The sequence below is a fragment of the Micromonospora sp. CNZ295 genome, assembly GCF_004217535.1.
In genome coordinates, this window is sequence record NZ_SHKZ01000001.1 from 4,208,755 (window position 1) to 4,227,713 (window position 18,959).

The following is an 18,959-nucleotide window of genomic DNA, read 5'->3' on the forward strand; positions in this document are numbered from 1 at the left end:
CACCCCGCCGGGTCGCTGAGCCGGGCCGCGCCGCGGCGGCCCCGGCTCACTCCCGGTTCGGGTCGGTGGTCCCGGAGACGTCCGCGACGTCGTAGCCGGCCCGGCTGACCTCGCGGGCCGAACGCCGGTCCTCGGCCGGCAGGTCGGCGAAGTCGTCGCCGATGTCCTCGGTGCTGTGCAGCGAATCACCCGGCGGCCGCAGCGACGCCTCCATCGCGGTGGCGCCGTCGGGCTCGTCCGTGTCGGCCAGGTCGAAACGGTGTTCCTCGGTCATGGCGGACTCCTGCCCCGTCAGGCTCTCCGGAAACCTCAGCGGGCCGCGTCCGGGTGACCCGGCATGCTCGACCCGCCGCTGCTGCTGCCCGAGGACCCGCCGGCGACGCCGGATCCGTCGTCCTCCGTGACGATGTCCGGTTTCGTCGTCGTGTCGTCCGGCGCCGGCACGTCGGTGTCCGCTTCGACCTGGACCAACCGGGCCTGACCTGCCTCGTCCTCGGCGTGCGCCGGATCGACCGGCTGCACGCTCTGTCGCGTTCGGAATCCCACGCCCGTGCCTCCCCGTCGGCGATGGTGTCCGTGTCCCGTACCGCCTACCCGGACGAATCGTGGCGAAACGTCGTCGCGACCGGACCCCGACGTCGCCCCGGATCGTGCTGCGGACGAAGCCGGTCAGCGCCGACGGCGCCCGGCCGTGCCGGCGCGCGGGCGCTGCCGGACCGGTGTGAGTGGGAGTGCCGTCCAGTGTGCGGGCCGTGTGCGCCCGGGCGGCAGCCCGGTGGTCCGGTCGCCTCGAGCGGCGTCGAGCTGGGACTGGTGCACGAACAGGCTCGCGGACAGGTCGGCCCCGCGTAGGTCGGCCCCGCGCAGGTCCGCACCGGTCAGGTCGGCCCCGCCCAGGTCCACGCCGCGCAGGTCAGCCCCGATCAGCAGAGCGCCGCGAAGATTCGCCCGCCGCAGGTCCACCGTCCGAAGGTCGGCGCCGAGCAGCGTGGCCCCGCGCCGATCCAGGCCCGGTCGGCCGCCCCGCGCGCGGGCGTGCTCCCCGGCCCGCGAGAGCAACGGGTTGACCCGCCCCCGGTACGCGTCGACGTCGAGCCCCCGCAGCGCCTCCGGGTCGCCGCCCGCCAGCCGGTCCGTCTCCACCACGGCGTCGGCCAGCGCGGCGCGCAGCTCCGGCGGCGGGTCGAGCACCAGTGCCTCGGTCAGGTACCAGAGCAGCTCGTGCAGCGGACGGACCACGGCGAAGGTGTCGAACATCGCCTGCGCGGTGACCGGGTCCTCCCGCCAGTCCCGCCCACCGAAGGTCACCTGGGTCACCCGCTGGCCGGCGCCGAAGCAGTCGAAGACGGTGCAGCCCGGGAAGCCGCGCTCGCGCAGGTGCGGGTGGATGCCGCAGCGGGAGTCCGTGCCCAGGTTCGGGCAGGGCCGGCCGGCCGGCTTGTCGATCGCGAAGTCCGCCGACGCCGCGAAGGCCGGAGCGACGCAGCACAGCCCCACGCACCGGGAACAGTCGGCGCGCAGCTCCTCCGGGCGAATTTCCGACACGCTGACCGCTTCTCCTGCTGAGGCTGCCTGAGGCGAACGCCCCATTCTCCCACGCGGCCGGATCGCCGGAGATCTTGGACGGTTGCGACCCTCAGTCCGCAGCCACCAGGCGCACCGAGTGGAGGGCGTTGTCGAGAATCGCGGAGTCGCCCGCGCGCGTGTACGTGTCGATGGCGGCGTCGGCGAACTTGATCGCATGGGCGTCACCGGAGTTGGCGGCGGCGGACATCAGGTCGTCGGTCCCGGACGACCGCGGGACGACGCCGGGACGGCGTGCGTGCGTCGGGGAGTAGGCCGCGACGACGGCGGCGGTCGCCGCCCAGGCGGCGGCCAGGCTCGACTCCCAGAGCTCCTGCGGCAGTGCGGGCAGCACCCGGAGCACCGCGTTGGGCGCCGTCGCCGCGTGCACCAGCATGACCGGGCTGCCGTACCCGTGGGTGGCGTGGCGGGCGACGGCCGCGTCGACGACTCCCGCAAGGCGTGCCGGGACCGGCTGGCCGGCGTCACCTGGCACGGCACCGGCGGCGGCCGGCCAGGACGCCAGGTCGGCGAGCTGGGCGAGCCGCGCCCGGATGCCGTACCGCTGGTCGGGCACCCGCGGTACGGCATCGAGCGCGGACCGCGGATCGGTCGCCGGGTAGGGGCCGGCCCCGGGTGGGGCGAGCGGCTGCCAGCGTGCGGCCCAGTACGCCAGGCCGTGGCCGAGTTCGGCGACGCGAACCGGCGTTTCGGCGTCGAGGAGTGCCCGGACCGCGTGGCCGACCCGGATCACGCCGTGCGTCGCCCCGGCGGCGATGCCCGGCAGCAGGCGCGGCCACCACCGTACGAGCACCGCGCGCCACGGCTGGCTAGCCAGCTCCCGCTCGAAGTAGATGAGCCAGTCACCGGTGCGGGTCGGATCGCCGAGGGGATCGCGCCACTCATCCGGCGGGATGGGCCGGATTCCCCTCGGCCGTGGCTCAAGCCGGTCCGCGTAGCCGTCCAGCCACCGGTGCATCAGGTGCCGGTGACCGTGCCGTACCAGCGCCTCCGCGGCCATCGGCGCGTGATTGGAGAGCCAGCCGTTCCGCTCCGGGCCGGTGCTCTGGAGCCGTTCGTACGCTTCGTCGAGGATCATGTCATCAGGCTGCAACCTGAACCACGGTTGAGGTCAACCCGGGCCCCCGGTGGGCCGCGCGGCGCCCGGGGGAGCGGGCGCCGCGCGGTGCGGGGATCAGAACGCGAACAGGGCGCCGGTCTCGCGCAGCAGGGCACACCGGTTGCCGAAGGTCTCCGTGTGGGAGACGGGCCGGTCCCGCCACAGGCCGACCGCCCGAACCGTCACCGGGGCGTACTCGAGGGTGCAGAAGCCGGGGTCGACGTCCCGCAGGGCGGCCAGGTCGCCGTCGACGGCGGCGAGGTCCTGGCAGGCGGACGCGGCCCGGGGGTGGCTGCCGCCGGTCGGCTCGCAGCGCAGCGCGGCGGTCCGCGGCGCGCCGGTGTTGTGCGGCACGACGCTGAGCAGCAGCACGGAGGTGCCGGCCCGCTCAGCGGCGGCGTGGGCGGGGGTGGCCGCGACGGCGAGCGCGGCGGTGCCGAGGACGGCCGACGCGACGAGCGCGGCGACCCGCTTGGCGAGGGGCATCATGTGTCCTTCCGTAGGGGCCCCGGATGGGGGCCGGTCGTCGGCCCGGCCGTCGTGTGACCGGGCCGTCGACCACCCTAGGTGGACACTGTGAAGCCTTTTCGTAGCAGACTGTTACGTCGGTTCGACCCGTCGCCAGGAGTCGTCGGGCAGCGCCGCAGCCTGCGGACCCATCAGCAGCATCCCGCCGTCGACCGGCCAGGAGGCGCCGGTGACGTACCCGGCGGCGGGGGAGGCGAGCAGTGCCACCACCGCCGCCACCTCCCGCGCGTCGCCGGGCCGCCCCACCGGCACGCCCGGCCGGTGCCGGGTGAACGGGTCGACGTCCTCCTGGCCGGTCATCGGGGTGGAGATCTCGCCCGGCGCGACCGCGTTGACGGTGATCCCGTCCGCCGCCAACTCCTGCGCCATCACCCGGGTCAGCAGCCCGAGCCCGCCCTTGGCCGCGCAGTACGCGGCCGACCCGACCCGCGGGGCGTGCTCGTGCACGCTGGTGATGTTGACGATCCGACCGCCGCGACCGGCGGCCCGCATCCGGCGCGCCGCCCGCTGCCCGCAGAGGAACGGCCCGTCCAGGTCGACGGCGAGCACCTCCCGCCACTGCTCCCAGCCGGTGTCGACGAACGGCACGGAGGCGCCCGTGCCGGCGTTGTTCACCAGCACCCCGAGCCCGCCGAGCCGGTCGGCCAGGTCGTCGACGACGGCGGCCGCCCCGGGTAGCCGGGTCAGGTCCAGCTCGGCGGCCTCGCACCGGCGGCCGGTCGCGCGCACCTCCCCGGCGGTCCGGCGGGCGCCGTCCGGGTCGCCGTACCAGGTGATGCCGATGTCGAAGCCGGCCGCGGCGAGCGCCACGGCGCAGGCCTTGCCGATGCCGGAATCGGCACCGGTGATGATCGCGATGCGTGGGAAGTCGTCGAAGCGCGCAGGCATGTCGGCGCACTACCCGGTATGTGCGATTGCAACCATCGGTGAAACAGAAATCGACGCAGAGCATTGTGTCCCCGATCACCCTCTGGAATCCTCCTGCATGGACGCTGCCAGCGACGGTCGCCAATCCTGGGTGCCGCGCTGCGGCGACGCCTTCTTCTCCGGGAGGGACCCTCGTGAAGCGCAGACGTCGCCATCTACTCGCAGGACTAGCGGTCGCCGCGCTCGTGGCGACAACGGGTGCCGCGGGCATCCACTTCACCGGCGTCGAGGTGCCGGCCGCCGCGGCGGTCGGTGACGGCGAGATGCCGAACGCCCTCGGGGCCCACCTGGAGCGGCTGCGCCGGGCGGCGCCGGGCAACGACGGGATGTCGCCGGACGGGCCCGGCGGTGCCGCCCAGCAGGCGTTCCTGGAGCGCGCCTACCCGGCCAGCGAGATCAGCGTCGCCGAGATGGACCGCTCCAAGGCGGCGTTCGCGGCGGCCGAGCGGCGGTTCCGCGGCGCCGAGCGCTGGACCAGCATCGGCCCCAGCGAGGCGCTGTACCCGTTCACCGAGTTCCGCAACGCCTACAACTACGTGCCCAACGAGTACGTCGCGGGCGGCCGGGTCACCTCGCTGGACATCAGCCCCGACTGCAACCGGCTGCTCTGCCGGGCGTACGCCACGCCGGCGGGTGGTGGCGTGTGGGGCACCCTGAACATCCTCGCCTCCCAGCCCATGTGGTTCTACCTGGGCGGCCCGCTGGGCATCAACGCGGCCGGCTCGGTCCAGATCGACCGTAACGACCGGACCGGGCTGACCATCTACGTCGGCACCGGCGAGGCGAACACCTGCGGCTCGGGCTGCGTGGCCGGCGTCGGCCTCTACAAGTCGACCAACGGCGGTGTGACCTGGCAGGGCCCGCTCGGCAAGGACGTGCTCTCCGGCAAGGGCATCGCCGAGATCACCATCAAGCCGGGCGACCCGAAGACGATGTACGTGGCCACCACCATCGCCCTGCGCGGCATGTCCAGCTCGTGCTGCACCGGGGTGACCCGGCCGGTGCCGGACGCCGCGAAGTGGGGTCTTTACAAGACCACCGACGGCGGCAAGAAGTGGTCGTTCATCCACAACGGCGCGACCAACGCCGCCGACTGCACCGGCAGCGCCGACGAGTACAACAACACCACCGCCTGCTCACCGCGCGGCGTGCGCTACGTCAAGCTCGACCCGAAGAACTCCAACATCGTGTACGCCTCGTCGTACGCCCGCGGTGTCTGGCGCTCCCCGGACGCCGGCGCGACCTGGACGCAGATCAAGCCGTCGCTGAACCCGGCGATGTTCCAGACCCGCGCCGCCATCGACGTCACCGCCCTGCCGAACGGCAAGACCCGGATGTACGTCTACGAGGGCAACACCGGCAACCCGTACTCGCGGCTGTTCCGCAGCGACGACGTGGCCACCGGCGCGCCCACTTTCACCGACCTGACCAGCTCGAACCCGGCCGACCCGGGCTTCGCCACCTACAACCAGTGCGGCGGCCAGTGCTGGTACGACGTGTTCGTGCACACGCCGGCCGGGCACCCGGACATCGTCTACACCGGCGGCGCCTACGTCTACGGTGAGACGGTCGGCCACAAGCGGGCCGTCATCCTCTCCACCGACGCCGGCGTCAGCGGCACCGACATGACCTACGACGGCACCGACGAGCTGCACCCGAACGGGCTGCACCCGGACCAGCACGCGCTGGTCACCAACCCGCGCAACCCGTACCAGTTCTTCGAGGCCAACGACGGCGGCATCATGCGCTCCAGCGGCCAGTTCGTCGACCGCTCCGCCTGGTGCGACAACCCCGACCGCAACCTCACCACCCAGGCGCAGAAGGACCGCTGCCGGCAGTTGCTCTCGAAGATCCCCTCGAAGCTGGAGGGCGTCAACACGGGCATGAACACGTTGCAGTTCATCAGCCTGTCGGTCAGCCCGCACGACGTGAACCTGCTGCAGGGTGGCACGCAGGACAACGGCACCTGGGAGAACAAGGGCGAGCGGCGGCGCTGGGTCAACACGATGATCGGTGACGGCGGCGCCTCCGGCTTCGACGTCGGCAAGCCGGAGTTCCGCTTCCACACCTTCTTCGACGTGTCGCCGGAGGTGAGCTTCGCGAACGGCGACATCGGCAGCTGGATCTGGACCGCGGACCCGATCTACGGCCAGGCGGGCAGCCTGTTCTACGCCCCGGTGATCAGCGACCCGAAGGTCAGCGGCACGATGTTCGCCGGCACCGCGCGGACGGTCTACCGCACCAAGACCTTCGGTCTGGGCAGCCGGACGCTGGCGGAGGCCGACCGGATCTGCAACAGCTGGACCGGCACGTACGAGGCCCAGTGCGGGGACTGGGCGGAGCTGGGCGCCACCCGGCTCACCGACGCCGCCTGGGGCGACCGGGCCGGCGGTGCCGTCTCGGTGATCGAGCGGGTCGCCACCGATTCGTCCACCGCGTACGCGGCCACCAGCACCGGCCGGGTCTTCGTCACCCGCAACGTCGACGCCGAGCCGGCCTCCGCGGTGACCTGGACGCGGATCGACAACGCGAGCACCCCGAACCGCTTCGTCACCAGCATCCACGTCGACCCGGCCGACCCGACCCGGGCGTGGGTGTCCTACAGCGGCTTCAACTCGAACACCCCGACCACGCTCGGTCACGCGTTCGAGGTGAAGGTGGCGGGCACGGCGGCGACCTGGACCGACCGGTCGTACGACTTCGGCGACCAGCCGATCACCGACCTGGTCCGGGACGACGTCACCGGCGACCTGTACGCGGCCACCGACTTCGGTGTGCTGCGACTGGCCAAGGGCCGCACCAGCTGGACCAAGGCGGCCGGTGGCATGCCGAACGTCGAGGTCGCCGGGCTCACCATCGTGCCGGGCAAGCGGATCCTCTACGCCGCCTCGCACGGTCTCGGCGCCTGGCAGCTCAAGCTGAAGTAGGTACGTCATCAACGGCACCAACCGGGTGGGGGGCCGCGCGAGCGGCCCCCCACCGCTGCCCGAGGCGGCCGGCCGGATCTGGCGCACCCTCGGCGCGGCGTTCGTCATCCTCGTCTTCGTCCCGCCGCTGCTGCTGCTGGTCTCCGGCTCGCTCACCGAGCCCGGCCTGCCGCCCCCGCCGACGCCGCGGCTGGTCCCGGACCCGGTGTCCACCGAGGGCTACCGGCAGGCCGTCGAGATCGGCGGCCTGCTGCGCGCCTCGCTCAACTCGGTGCTGGTCGCGGTCGTCGCCGTGCCGCTGAGCGTGCTGGTCGCCTCGCTGGCCGGCTTCGCGCTGGCCCGGCTCGCGCCCCGCGTCACCGCCACCGTCGTCATCGCCTCCCTGGTCGCCCTCATGGTGCCGGCCACCGCGCTGCTCGTACCCCGGTTCGCGATCTTCCGCGCGCTCGGGCTGACCGATACTCTGGTGCCGTTGATCGCTCCGGCGTTGCTGGGCACCTCCCCGCTGTACGTCCTGGTCTACTACCTGGCCTTCCGGGCGCTGCCGCGGGATCTCTACGACGCCTGCCTCGTGGCGGACCTGTCCCCGATGCGCACCTGGTGGCGGGTCGCCCTTCCGCTGGTCCGCCCGGTCACCGCCGCCCTCACCGCCCTCACCTTCGTGCTGACCTGGTCGAACTTCCTCGACCCGCTGATCTACGTGTACGACCGCGACCTGTTCACCCTGCCGCTGGCGCTGCGCTCGCTGTCGGTGCTGGACCCGACGAACTTCCCGGTGTTCCTGGCCGGGGCGGTCCTCGCCACCGTGCCGGCCCTGCTGGTGTTCGTGCTCGCCCAGCGCCGCTTCCTCCACTACGACGATCCGACCGGACGGGACCGCCCATGAGACCGAAGGCACTGCTCGCGTCGCTGCTCTCCGCCGTTCTCCTCACCACCGGCTGCGGCGCCGGCTCCTCGGCCGGGGGCGACGCCAAGGGCCCGGTGCAGCTGCTGGTCTTCGGCGCACCGGAGGAGCTGGCCGCGTACCGCACGCTGACCGAGGCGTACGAGAAGGCCCGCCCGGGCACCGACGTGCAGCTGGTCGAGGCGAGCGACCGCAAGGATCTGCTGGCGCGCCTCGCCACCGCGGTCGCCGGCGGCGCCCCGCCGGACCTGTTCCTGATGAACTACCGCTTCTACGGGCAGTTCGCCGCGAAGAACGTCGTCGAGCCGCTGGACGAGCGGATCGCCGCCTCCGACGCCGTCGACCCGGCCGACTACTACCCGGTGGCGATGGACGCCTTCAAGTGGGAGGGCAAGCAGCTCTGCCTGCCGCAGAACGTGTCCAGCCTCGCGGTCTACTACAACCGCACCCTGTTCGCGAAGTACGGGGTGCCCGAGCCGAAGGCCGGCTGGACCTGGAACGACATGGTGGGCACCGCCATCGCGATGACCCGCGACTCGCGTGGTGTGGTGGTCAAGGGCACCGAGAGCGAGGGCGCGGCGGTCCGCCCGGTCGTGCACGGGCTCGGTGTCGAGCCGTCGATCATCCGCCTGGCCCCGCTGGTGTGGTCCAACGGCGGGGAGATCGTCGACGACCCCGACAAGCCGACCCGGCTCACCCTGGACACCCCGGCCGGCCGTGCGGCGCTGAAGAACCTCGTGGACCTGCGCCAGGCGTACGGGGTGGTGCCGACCGACGAGGAGGTGGAGGCCGAGGACGACGAGTCCCGCTTCGCCAACGGCCGGCTCGCCATGCTGATGTCGTCCCGCCGCTCCACCACCACGTTCCGCTCGATCACCGACTTCGAGTGGGACGTCGCGCCGCTGCCGGTCTACCAGAAGCAGGTCGGGGTGCTGCACTCCGACGCGTACTGCATGACCCGGGGCGCGAAGCGCAAGGACGCCGCGTGGCGGTTCCTGGAGTTCGCCATCTCCGAGGAGGGGCAGCGGATCATCGCCGCGACCGGCCGGACCGTCCCGTCGCACATCGGCGTCTCCGAGTCCCCGGCGTTCCTCGGCCCGTCGCAGCCACCGCGCAGCGCCAAGGTGTTCCTCGACGCGATCCCCACCGTGCGCGCGCTGCCGACCGTCTCCACCTGGCCGGAGATCGAGGACGTCACGTACGGGATCCTGGAGAACGCCGTGCACCGCGGTGACCGGCTCGACGACGTGATCCGCGACCTGGACCGGCAGACCCGTTCGCTGTTCGCCCGCGGTGAGCACGGATGAGCGAGGCCGGCCTGACGCTGGACGGGGTGAGCGCCGCCTACCGCGACAACCCGGTCCTGCACGAGGTGGACCTGACCGTCGCCCGGGGCGAGCTGCTGGTGGTCCTCGGCCCGTCCGGGGCGGGCAAGTCGACCGTGCTGCGGGTGGTGGCCGGCCTGGAGCCGGTCACCGGCGGCCGGGTCCGCATCGCCGGCCGAGACGTCACCGGCGCCCGTCCCGGGCTGCGCAACGTCTCCATGGTCTTCCAGTCGTACGCGCTCTTCCCGCACCTCGACGTCGCCGAGAACATCGCGTTCGGGCTGGAGGTCCGGGACACGCCGCGGGCGGTGGCCCGGGAGCGGGCCCGGGCGGCCGCCGCGACGGTGGGCTGCGCCGACCTGCTGGCCCGGCGCCCGGGTCAGCTCTCCGGTGGGGAGCGGCAGCGGGTCGCGCTGGCCCGGGCGCTGGTCCGCGAGCCGGACGTGTTCCTGCTCGACGAACCGCTGTCCAACCTGGACCTGGCCCTGCGCGTGGAGATGCGCGCGGAGCTGCGGGCCCTGCACGACCGGCTGGGCGCCACGATGGTGCACGTCACCCACGACCAGACCGAGGCGCTGGTGCTCGCCGACCGGATCGCGGTGCTGCGTGACGGCCGGGTCGAGCAGGTCGGCACGCCGGACGAGATCTGGCGGACGCCGGCGAGCAGGTTCGTGGCGCGCTTCGTCGGTTCCCCGGCGATGAACCTCCTTCCCGCCGACGGTCCGGTGCGCCCCACCGGGGAGGCGCCGCCCGGTCTCCCGGCCGAGGGCATGGAGCTCGGCTTCCGCCCGGAGGCGGTGGTGCTGGACGCGACGGAGGGCGCCGCGGCCGACGTCGACCGGGTCGAGGTGGTCGGCGAGGACGCGTACGCCTACCTGAGCCTCGACGGCGGCCGGCCGGTGGTCGCCCGGGTGCCGGCCGCGCGCCGCCCGGCTCGCGGCGAGGCGGTCCGGGTCGGGGTGCGTTGGGCCGACACGCACGTCTTCCACGCCGACTCCGGCCTCCGGTACGCGCCGTGAGCGCGCGGGGTGAGCCGGGCCTGCGAGCCCGGCGGTCGCGCTCGGACGGCGGCGCGGTGAGCGCGCGGAGCGGGTCGGGTCCCGCGAGCCCAGCGGTCGCGAACGACGGGGGCGCGGCGAACGCGCGGAGCGAGCCGGGACCGCCCGCCCGGCCGGACACCCGTGCCCGCCGGCAGTTGGCGCTGATGCTGGCGCCGTACCTGGTCGGCCTGGTCGGCCTGGTGCTGCTGCCCGCCGCCGTGACCCTGGCCCTGGCGTTCACCGAGTACGACCTGGTGAACCCGCCGAGCTGGGCCGGGCTGGACAACGTCACCGAGCTGGTCCGCGACCCGGTGTTCCGGGTGTCACTGACCAACTCGCTGGCGTTCGCGCTGGTGGCCGTGCCCTTGCGGGTGCTCCTGGCGCTCGGCCTGGCGCTGCTGCTGCACCGGCGGGCGTTCGGCGTCGGCAGCGCGCGCGCCGCCGCGGTGCTGCCGACGGCGGTGCCGGAGATCGCCTACGGCCTGCTCTGGCTCTGGCTGTTCAACCCCCTGTACGGCCCGGTCAACCAGCTGCTGCGGGTGGGTGGCGAGAACGGGCTGACGGTGCTGGGCCGCACCCCGCCGCAGTGGCTGACCGACCCGACCGACGCCCGGGCCGCGATCATCCTGATGAGCGTGTTCACCATGGGGGAGACCTTCGTGGTGCTGCTGGCCGCCCGGCGGTCCCTGCCCCGGGACGTCTACGAGATGGCCGCGCTGGAGGACGCGACCGGCTGGGACGTGTTCCGGCGGATCACCCTCCCGTTGATGGTGCCGGTGCTGGCCCTGCTGGCGGTGCGCGACGTCATCGCGAGCCTGCACTTCTCCTTCGTGCCGGCGTTCGTGGTGACCGACGGCGGCCCGCCCCCGTACGCCACCACCTACCTGTCGCTGTTCATCTACCGCACCGGGTTCGAGTACCTGCGCTACGGCTACGCGGCCGCCGCGACCCTGGTGATGATCCTGCTGACCGTCGCGGCGGTGGTGGTGCAGTGGCGGCTGTTCCGCCGGTACCGCGCCTTCTACCGGCTCTGACGGGTTGCCGCCACGTCCCGGCTGACGGAGATTCGGAGTCATGGGTGACGAGCTGCCCGGGCCGCTGCCGTTCGGCGCGCGCACCCTCACCGGCACGGTCGAGCGCGATGGGGACTGCACGATGCTGGTGGTGGGGGAGCGCCGTTGGGCGTTGACCGGTGTCGAGGCGGCGGCGCTGCGTCCGGGCGCGCGGGTGACCGTGCGGGGCAACCTGGCGCCCCGGCCGGCCGCCTGCGGCGACCGGGAGCTCGCCCAGACCGTCGCCGTCGTCCGGGTCGACCCGGCCTGACGGCCTCGGCCGGTCGCGCGGCGGGCGGTGCTGGAGCCGTCGGCACCGGCGAACGTTCGGTTCCGCCGGCGGCTGGGCTTCGCGGTGACCGGCGAGGTCACCGTGCCCGGCGGTGGCCCGCGGGTGGGGGCGATGCGCCGCCCCGCGTCGGGCGTGTAACGCCGACCGGACCGGGTAGGTCGCCCGGATGGAGCTGGTCGCAGAGTCGCCGTACCGCTTCCGGATCGACCGGCGCGACCCGATGCGGGTGCCGGGCGTGGTCTTCGCGTCCGAGTCGCTGCTTCCCGACGCCGGCGCGGACAAGTCGCTGGAGCAGGTCGCCAACGTCGCCACCCTCCCGGGCATCGTCGACGCGTCGTACGCCATGCCGGACGTGCACTGGGGTTACGGCTTCCCGATCGGCGGGGTGGCCGCCACCGACGTCGAGGCGGGCGGGGTGGTCTCACCGGGCGGCGTGGGCTTCGACATCTCCTGCGGGGTCCGGCTGCTCGCCGCCGACCTCGACCTGGCCGGGCTGCGTCCCCGGCTCGACGCGGTGATGGACGGCCTGGGCGAGTCGACGCCGCGCGGGATGGGCAAGGGCGCGGTGTGGCACCTGACCGGCCGCGCGGAGCTGGACGGGGTGCTGCGCGGCGGCTCCCGGTACGCCGTCGAGCGCGGCTTCGGCGTCGAGCGGGACCTGGAGCGCTGCGAGGACTACGGCGCGGTCGGTGACGCCGACCCGACCGAGGTGAGCGAGCGGGCGATCGAGCGGGGCGCGAAGCAGGTGGGCAGCCTCGGCTCGGGCAACCATTTCCTGGAGGTGCAGGCCGTCGAGGAGGTGTACGACGACGCCGTCGCCACCGCCTTCGGCCTGCGGCCCGGCCAGGTCTGCGTGATGATCCACTGCGGGTCGCGCGGCCTGGGTCACCAGATCTGCACCGACTACGTGCGCCGGATGGAGAAGGTGATGCGCCGGTACGACATCCACGTGCCGGACCGGCAGCTCGCCTGCGCTCCGGTCTCGTCGCACGAGGGCCGCGCCTACCTCGGGGCGATGGCCGCCGCCGCCAACTACGCCCGGGCCAACCGACAACTGCTCGCCCACGCGGCGCGGGAGGTCTTCCGTCGGGTCACCGGCGCCGGCCTCGACCTGGTCTACGACATCTCGCACAACCTCGCGAAGATCGAGACGCACGGGACCGACGGCCACGCCCGGTCCCTCTGCGTGCACCGCAAGGGGGCCACCCGCGCCCTGCCGCCGGGGCACCCGGACCTCCCCGGCGACCTGCGCGACGTCGGCCAGCCGGTGCTGATCCCGGGCTCCATGGGCACCGGCTCGTACGTGCTGACCGGCGTCCCCGGCTCGCCCGCGTTCGCGTCCACCTGCCACGGCGCGGGACGCGTACAGAGCCGCAAGCAGGCGGTCAAGGCCGAGCGTGGGCTCGACCCGCGCCGCCAGCTGGCGGAGCAGGACATCGCGGTACGCGGCGCGTCCCGGCGCGGCCTGGCCGAGGAGATGCCGGCGGCGTACAAGGACGTCACGGCGGTGGTCGCGGCGGCCGAGGGCGCCGGGCTGTGTCGCAAGGTGGCCCGGCTGGTCCCGGTCGGTGTGGTCAAGGGCTGAGCACGCTCAGACGTCCAGGGTCACCGCGCAGGACCAGCCCGCCCCGTCGGGGCCGAACCGCAGCTCGTGCAGCGCGACCGCCTTCGGCACCGCGCCGATCAGCTCCACCGCCTCGGTGCCGACGGTGTGCCAGCGCACCCGCAGCCCGCCGGTGCCGTCGTCGGCGACCTCGGTGCGCAGCGGCAGCTCGCCGGCGGTGTCCAGCCGGAAGATGACCTCGTCGAGGACCTCCACGAGCAGGTCCTCGTCGTCGTCGGCCCGGGCGTGGAACTCCCGCTCGGCCCGCGGCCGGGCTCCACCGGGCTCGGTGAAGGTGTCGACGAGGGCGGTCACCGCCTCGGCCACACACGCCTCCCGGGTCGGCGCCCACGCCTCGATGCGCACGTCCGCGGTGTGCGGGACGCACCGGTGACCGCGCTCCGGCCGTGGCTCCATGCCTCCGATCATCCGCCACGGCCCTCCCGGACGGGGCGCGGATGCCGGCGGGGCCGCACCTCCGGGGCATCCCGGAGAAACCCCGGGACTTGGTGTCGGACCGTGGCCGGCCCGCCGCATAGGAAGCGAGACTACAGGTACCGACCGCACTGGAGGTGCCCCTCGTGCCCGCCCGACGACGTCCCCTGGTCCGCTTGCTGATCGGCGTGCTCGCCGTCAGCCTCGTCCTCTGCTGCGGTGGTGTGGCGGCCGGCGGCTGGGCGCTCGCCCGGGCCGGCACCGACACCGTCGACCAGGTCGAGTTCACCCGCCCGCTCGCCGTGCCGCCGCTGGCCGAGTCCCGGGTCGACGAGCGTGGCCGGCGCGTGTTCGACCTGCTCGCCCGCGAGGGCAAGCGCGACTTCCGCGGCGACGGCCGGCAGACCCGTACCGCCGGTTTCGACGGCGACTACCTCGGGCCCACCCTGCGCGCCCGGCGCGGCGAGCAGGTCGTCGTGAACGTGGTGAACCGCCTCGCCGAGCGCACCAGCGTGCACTGGCACGGCATGCACCTGCCGGCCCGGATGGACGGCGGGCCGCACCAGATGATCCGGCCCGGCGCGACGTGGTCGCCCACCTGGACCGTCGACCAGCCGGCCGCCAGTCTCTGGTACCACCCGCACCCGCACGGCGAGACCGAGGACCACGTCTACCGCGGCCTGGCCGGCATGTTCATCGTCGACGACGACCGGGAGGCGGCGCTGCCGCTGCCCCGCCGCTACGGCGTCGACGACGTCCCGGTGATCGTGCAGGATAAGAGCTTCAGCCGCAGCGGCGAGTTCACCAAGACCCGCAACATGATCAACGCGATCGGTGTCCTCGGGGACACGCTGCTGGTCAACGGCACGGTCGGGCCGTACCTCGACGTGACCACCGAGCGGGTGCGGCTGCGGCTGCTCAACGGCTCCACCGCCCGGCTGTACGACTTCGGCTTCGCCGACGACCGGCCGTTCGACATGATCGCCAGCGACGGCGGTCTGCTGCCGAGCCCGGCCCGCCGCACCCGGATCCAGCTGTCACCCGGCGAACGCGCCGAGATCGTGGTGACGGTCCGGCCGGGGGAGCGGGTGACCCTGCGCAGCACCGGCCCGGACCTGGGCGCCGGCCTCCTCGCCGACCGGTTCGCCGGCGGCCGGGACCGCTTCGACGTGCTGCAACTGCGGGCCGCCGAGCGGCTCGACCGGTCACCGGCCGTGCCGCGCACCCTGGTCCCGCTGCAGCGGCTCGACCCCGGCACGGCCGCCGACACCCGCCGGCTGGAGTTCGCCGGCCGCTCGATCAACGGCCGGTCGATGGACATGGGTCGGATCGACTTCGCCGTCACCAAGGACACCACCGAGGTCTGGGAGGTGGTGAACATCGACGGCACCCCGCACAACTTCCACGTCCACGACGTGCAGTTCCAGGTCCTCTCCGTCGCCGGGGCGGCACCGCCGCCGGAACTGGCCGGTTGGAAGGACACCGTCTACCTGGCGCCGCAGCGTCCCGTCCGGATCGCGTTGCGCTTCCGCGACCACAGCGACGCAAACGTGCCGTACATGTACCACTGCCACCTGCTGTACCACGAGGACGCCGGGATGATGGGCCAGTTCGTGGTCGTCGAACCGGGGCAGCGACCGGGCCGCCCGCCCGCGCACAGCGCGCACGGCGGACACGGCTGACCGCCGTACGCGGGACGGCGCCGGCGTGCCGTCCCGCGTAGGGTCGCCGGGTGCGGATCATCAAGTACACCCACTCCTGCGTACGCCTGGAAAGCGACGGCGGCGTCCTCGTGATCGACCCGGGCACCTGGAGCGAGCCCGCCGCGCTGGCCGGCGCGGACGCGGTCCTGGTCACCCACGAGCACACCGACCACATCGACGTGCTGCGCCTGGCCGGGCTCGGCGTCCCGGTGTACGCGCCGGCCGGCGCGCGGCTGCCCGGCCCGGTGCCGTTGCCGGTCACCCCGGTCACCGCCGGGCAGCGGTTCACCGCCGCCGGCGTCGAGGTGACCGCCACCGGCGGCCGGCACGCCACCATCCACGGCGGGCAGCCGGACTGCGCGAACCTCGGCTACCTCGTCGAGGACGCGGTCTACCACCCCGGCGACTCGCTGCAGCCGCCCGGCCGGCGGGTGGCGACCCTGCTCGTCCCGGCGCAGGCGTCCTGGCTCAAGCTCACCGAGGCGATCGACTTCGCGGTCGCCGCCGGCGCGCCCCGGACGCTGGCGATCCACGACGCGCAGCTCAACGAGCGGGGCCTGGCCAGCGTCAACGGCTGGTTCGGCGAGACCGTCCCCGGCTACCGCTACCTCGCCACAGGCGAATCCGCCGACGCCTGACCGGCTCACACGTCGACCCTGGGCGCGGCCCCGGTCAGCATCATTCGTCGCGGCTCCACACCCCACCCCCGCCGCAGCCCGTCGGCCAGGCTGTCCAGCAGCCGGGGGACGTCCCGGCCGGCGGTGCCGTGCAGGGCCTCCACCACGACCAGGATCCGCGCGGTGCTGTCGCGCAGGGCCGACCACCCGCTCTGCCGGTTGGTCCAGCGCCGGGCGTGCGCCCGCCCCGCCTCATCGGCGAAGATCACCTCGCCCGGGTCGGGGCGCTCCTCGACCCCGGTGAACGTCAGGTACCGCTCGTCGCCCCGGGCGTGCCGCACCTCGATGCCGCCGGTGACGTGGTCGACGTCGAGGATGCCGACCGGGATCGCGTACGCGGCCGAGACGGCGTTGCCCAGGTCGACCAGGGGATGCACCGACGGCAGGTGCCCCACGGTGCGCAGTCGCCGCAGCAGCGACTCCGCCGCGCACCGGTAGCGGGTCGGGGCGAGGCCCATCCGGCTGAACGCCCGCCGCCAGGCCTGGATCTCGGGGAAGGCGCCTTCGTTGCCGGCGGTCAGCCGTTCGTGGGCCACCGAGTGCAGGTCGGCGAGCTGGAGAGCCCCGCGCGGCGGGCCGGCGACGTCCTCGGCGTAGAGAACGCCGGCGACGAGCCCGGGGTGCTCGGCCCGGATCCGGTTCGAGTGCCCGAAGTACACGGTCACCGTCCGCTCAGGCGTCGGCGCGGGCCAGCAGCAGGCCCAGCGCGAGGAAGGAACCGGCGAAGCTGCGGCGCAGCCAGCCGACGACCCGCGGCCGGTCCAGCACGTGCCGGCGCACGGCCGCCGCGCCGAGCCCGTACGCCGCGAACACGACGAGGGTCACCAGCATGAACACCGCGCTCAGCCCGAGCATCGCCGGGACCGCGTCCGGCCGGCCGGGATCGACGAACTGCGGCAGGAACGCCACGAAGAAGATCGTCAGCTTGGGGTTGAGCAGGTTCGTCAGCGCTGCCGACCCGACCGTGCGGGCCACCGACCGGGCCGGCGGCGACGGGCCGTCCGCGAGGAGCGCACGCCGGTCGCGCCACATCGCGACCGCCAGCCAGAGCAGGTACGCCACGCCGAGGTACTTCAGCACCCCGAAGACGAGCGCGCTGGAGTTCAGCAACGCCGACAGCCCGGTCACCGCGGCCGCGAGGTGCGGCACGATGCCGACCGTGCAACCGACGGCGGCCACCAGGGCGGAGCGCCGACCGCCGGACAGGGCGGCGGAGAGGGTGAACAGCACTCCGGCGCCGGGAGTGGCGACCACGACCAGGGTGGTCACGACGAAGGCGATTGTTATGGCTCCACCGTGCCGGCACGATGGTCCGGTGAGTAGAGCCAAAACCGCGCTCGCAGAGGAGACCAAAGCCGGCTCGGACTTCCTGCACCTGGACATCGCCCAAGCGCCGCCGGGCGGCCGGACCGACTGGCTCGCCGGCCGGTTGCGCGCGGCCATCGCGGACGGGCGGATCCCCGTCGGCAGCCGCCTTCCCGCCACCCGGGTGCTCGCCGCCGATCTCGGTGTCTCCCGGGGCGTCGTCGTCGAGGCGTACCAGCGGATGGTGGAGGAGGGGCACGTGGCCGGCCGGGGGCGCGCGGGCACCGTCGTGGTCGCGGCGCCGGCCGCCCCGCCGGTCCCTGCCACCGCGCCCGCGCCGGCCCGGCTGTTCCCGCCGGCCCCCGGCACCGACATCTTCGACGCGGTACGCGCGGCGCCGTCCCGCATCGACCTGACGCCCGGCGTACCCGACCTGGCCGCTTTCCCGCGGGAGGCGTGGCTGCGTGCCGAGCGGACCGTGCTGCGGCAGTTGGTCGCGGCCGACTTCGGCTACGGCGATCCGCGCGGGGCGCCGGCGCTGCGCCGGGCCGTCGCGGCGTGGCTCGCCCGGTACCGGGGGATCGTCGTCGACCCGGCCGAGGTGCTCGTCACCACCGGTGTTTCCCAGGCGCTCGGCCTGCTCGCGCAGGCGCTGCGCGGCGTCGGCGTCACCCGCGTCGCGGTCGAGGACCCGGGTTCGCTCGGTGTGCGCCAGCACCTGAACAACTGGGGCGTCGAGACGCCACCGGTCACGGTGGACGCCGCCGGTCTGCGGGTGGACGAGCTGATCGCCGGCGGTGCGTCCGCCGTGATGCTCACGCCGGCGCACCAGTTCCCAACCGGCGTGGTGCTCGACGGGGGCCGCCGCCGGCGGCTCGCCGCCTGGGCCCGGGCCGGTGGGCTGGTCATCGAGGACGACTACGACGCCGAGCACCGGTACGACCGGCCGCCGGTGCCGGCGCTGCGGGCAACGCTGCCCGAGCACGTCTGCTACGCCGGGAGCGTCTCCAAGCTGCTCGCCCCGGCACTGCGCATCGGCTGGCTGCTCGTGCCCGCCCGGCACCGCGCGGCGGTGGTCGACGCCCGCCGCAACGCCGATCTCGGCAACGCGGTGCTGCCGCAGCTCGTGCTCGCCGAGCTGATGACCTCCGGCGCGCTGGAGCGGCAGCTTCGCCTCCTGCGCCGGCGGCACGTCCGGCGGCGGGACGCGATGATCGCGGCGATCGCCCGCCACCTGCCCGGCGCGACGGTGCACGGGGCCGCCGCCGGGCTGCACCTGACGGTCACCCTCGACGTCGCCGTGCCGGACACCGAGCTGGCGACGGCGGCCCTGGAGCGGGGCGTGAAGGTGCAGCCGCTGTCCTGGCACCGGCAGCTGCCCGGCCCGCCCGGCCTGGTCCTCGGGTACGCGGCGAACCCGGCGACCGCGATCGAGGCGGGCCTCGCCGTCCTCGGCGAGGTGTGCCGACGCTGATCGACTCGGCGGGCGGCAGGTCGGGGTGTCCAGCGACCGGGACCGCCCGACCTTCCGCAGCCCGAGTGGATCATGGCGAAGCTC

The 18,959-nt window shown here is 74.1% G+C and carries 19 protein-coding genes and 1 pseudogene; 11 read left to right on the forward strand and 9 right to left on the reverse strand.

Annotated elements, in window-relative coordinates; genetic code table 11:
- Positions 1-46: 46 nt before the first annotated feature.
- The 6 genes from EV376_RS19690 to EV376_RS19715 all read right to left on the reverse strand — a co-directional run bounded on the left by EV376_RS19690 (position 47) and on the right by EV376_RS19715 (position 4,099).
- A complete protein-coding gene (locus EV376_RS19690; protein ID WP_130325333.1) occupies positions 47-274 on the reverse strand; it encodes a hypothetical protein in 228 nt (75 codons plus the stop codon).
- 35 nt (positions 275-309) lie between these two features.
- Positions 310-546: a preprotein translocase YidC gene (locus tag EV376_RS19695; protein WP_130325335.1), complete on the reverse strand. Its 237-nt coding sequence runs from the start codon at positions 544-546 to the stop codon at positions 310-312.
- A 123-nt stretch (positions 547-669) separates the two neighbouring features.
- On the reverse strand, positions 670-1,545 hold the full coding sequence (locus tag EV376_RS19700; RefSeq protein WP_130325337.1) for a pentapeptide repeat-containing protein: 876 nt from the start codon (positions 1,543-1,545) through the stop codon (positions 670-672).
- A gap of 91 nt (positions 1,546-1,636) precedes the next feature.
- Positions 1,637-2,662, reverse strand: a complete 1,026-nt coding sequence (locus EV376_RS19705; RefSeq protein ID WP_130325339.1) for a questin oxidase family protein — start codon at positions 2,660-2,662, stop codon at positions 1,637-1,639.
- A gap of 96 nt (positions 2,663-2,758) precedes the next feature.
- A complete protein-coding gene (locus EV376_RS19710) occupies positions 2,759-3,169 on the reverse strand; it encodes an SSI family serine proteinase inhibitor (protein WP_130325341.1) in 411 nt (136 codons plus the stop codon).
- 114 nt (positions 3,170-3,283) lie between these two features.
- Entirely contained in the window at positions 3,284-4,099 is an 816-nt protein-coding gene (locus EV376_RS19715; RefSeq protein WP_130325343.1) for an SDR family oxidoreductase, read from the reverse strand.
- 173 nt (positions 4,100-4,272) lie between these two features.
- On the opposite strand from EV376_RS19715, the gene EV376_RS19720 reads away from it, so the two are divergent.
- The 8 genes and pseudogenes from EV376_RS19720 to EV376_RS19755 all read left to right on the forward strand — a co-directional run bounded on the left by EV376_RS19720 (position 4,273) and on the right by EV376_RS19755 (position 13,263).
- Positions 4,273-7,065 carry an exo-alpha-sialidase gene (locus tag EV376_RS19720; RefSeq protein ID WP_130325345.1) on the forward strand — a complete coding sequence of 931 codons (2,793 nt, stop codon included), beginning with the start codon at positions 4,273-4,275 and terminating at the stop codon, positions 7,063-7,065.
- A 25-nt stretch (positions 7,066-7,090) separates the two neighbouring features.
- Positions 7,091-7,951, forward strand: a complete 861-nt coding sequence (locus EV376_RS19725) for a carbohydrate ABC transporter permease (protein WP_130325347.1) — start codon at positions 7,091-7,093, stop codon at positions 7,949-7,951.
- Entirely contained in the window at positions 7,948-9,276 is a 1,329-nt protein-coding gene (locus tag EV376_RS19730; protein WP_130325349.1) for an ABC transporter substrate-binding protein, read from the forward strand. Before EV376_RS19725 ends, EV376_RS19730 begins: the two co-directional genes overlap by 4 nt.
- Positions 9,273-10,313, forward strand: a complete 1,041-nt coding sequence (locus EV376_RS19735) for an ABC transporter ATP-binding protein (RefSeq protein WP_130325351.1) — start codon at positions 9,273-9,275, stop codon at positions 10,311-10,313. Before EV376_RS19730 ends, EV376_RS19735 begins: the two co-directional genes overlap by 4 nt.
- Before the next feature lie 185 nt (positions 10,314-10,498).
- Complete coding sequence (locus EV376_RS19740) at positions 10,499-11,368, forward strand: carbohydrate ABC transporter permease (protein WP_130328754.1); 870 nt, start codon at positions 10,499-10,501, stop codon at positions 11,366-11,368.
- 40 nt (positions 11,369-11,408) lie between these two features.
- Positions 11,409-11,657 carry a DUF5818 domain-containing protein gene (locus EV376_RS19745; protein WP_130325353.1) on the forward strand — a complete coding sequence of 83 codons (249 nt, stop codon included), beginning with the start codon at positions 11,409-11,411 and terminating at the stop codon, positions 11,655-11,657.
- A gap of 24 nt (positions 11,658-11,681) precedes the next feature.
- Positions 11,682-11,816 (forward strand): annotated as a pseudogene (locus tag EV376_RS19750) (GNAT family N-acetyltransferase); the annotation flags it as partial.
- Between the two features lie 28 nt (positions 11,817-11,844).
- Positions 11,845-13,263: an RtcB family protein gene (locus EV376_RS19755; RefSeq protein WP_130325355.1), complete on the forward strand. Its 1,419-nt coding sequence runs from the start codon at positions 11,845-11,847 to the stop codon at positions 13,261-13,263.
- Positions 13,264-13,269: 6 nt separating this feature from the next.
- On the opposite strand, the gene EV376_RS19760 is transcribed toward EV376_RS19755, so the two are convergent.
- Positions 13,270-13,698 (reverse strand): archease, encoded by a 429-nt coding sequence (locus tag EV376_RS19760; protein ID WP_130325357.1) that lies wholly within the window; start codon positions 13,696-13,698, stop codon positions 13,270-13,272.
- 164 nt (positions 13,699-13,862) lie between these two features.
- Here EV376_RS19760 and EV376_RS19765 point away from each other — a divergent pair, with 164 nt between their 5' ends.
- Together EV376_RS19765 and EV376_RS19770 are read left to right on the forward strand one after the other, a co-directional pair.
- Complete coding sequence (locus EV376_RS19765) at positions 13,863-15,398, forward strand: multicopper oxidase domain-containing protein (protein ID WP_130325359.1); 1,536 nt, start codon at positions 13,863-13,865, stop codon at positions 15,396-15,398.
- Positions 15,399-15,448: 50 nt separating this feature from the next.
- A complete protein-coding gene (locus EV376_RS19770) occupies positions 15,449-16,057 on the forward strand; it encodes an MBL fold metallo-hydrolase (RefSeq protein WP_130325361.1) in 609 nt (202 codons plus the stop codon).
- A 5-nt stretch (positions 16,058-16,062) separates the two neighbouring features.
- Here the strand turns inward: EV376_RS19770 and EV376_RS19775 are convergent, their stop codons facing one another.
- Positions 16,063-16,761, reverse strand: a complete 699-nt coding sequence (locus tag EV376_RS19775; protein WP_486482708.1) for a B3/B4 domain-containing protein — start codon at positions 16,759-16,761, stop codon at positions 16,063-16,065.
- A 7-nt stretch (positions 16,762-16,768) separates the two neighbouring features.
- Positions 16,769-17,365, reverse strand: a complete 597-nt coding sequence (locus EV376_RS19780; RefSeq protein WP_486482709.1) for a LysE family translocator — start codon at positions 17,363-17,365, stop codon at positions 16,769-16,771.
- A gap of 46 nt (positions 17,366-17,411) precedes the next feature.
- Between EV376_RS19780 and pdxR the strand changes: the two genes are divergently transcribed.
- The gene (gene pdxR / locus EV376_RS19785) at positions 17,412-18,875 is read left to right on the forward strand and encodes a MocR-like pyridoxine biosynthesis transcription factor PdxR (protein WP_207228233.1); all 1,464 of its coding nucleotides are present in this window, start codon (positions 17,412-17,414) and stop codon (positions 18,873-18,875) included.
- Positions 18,876-18,959 lie beyond the last annotated feature (84 nt).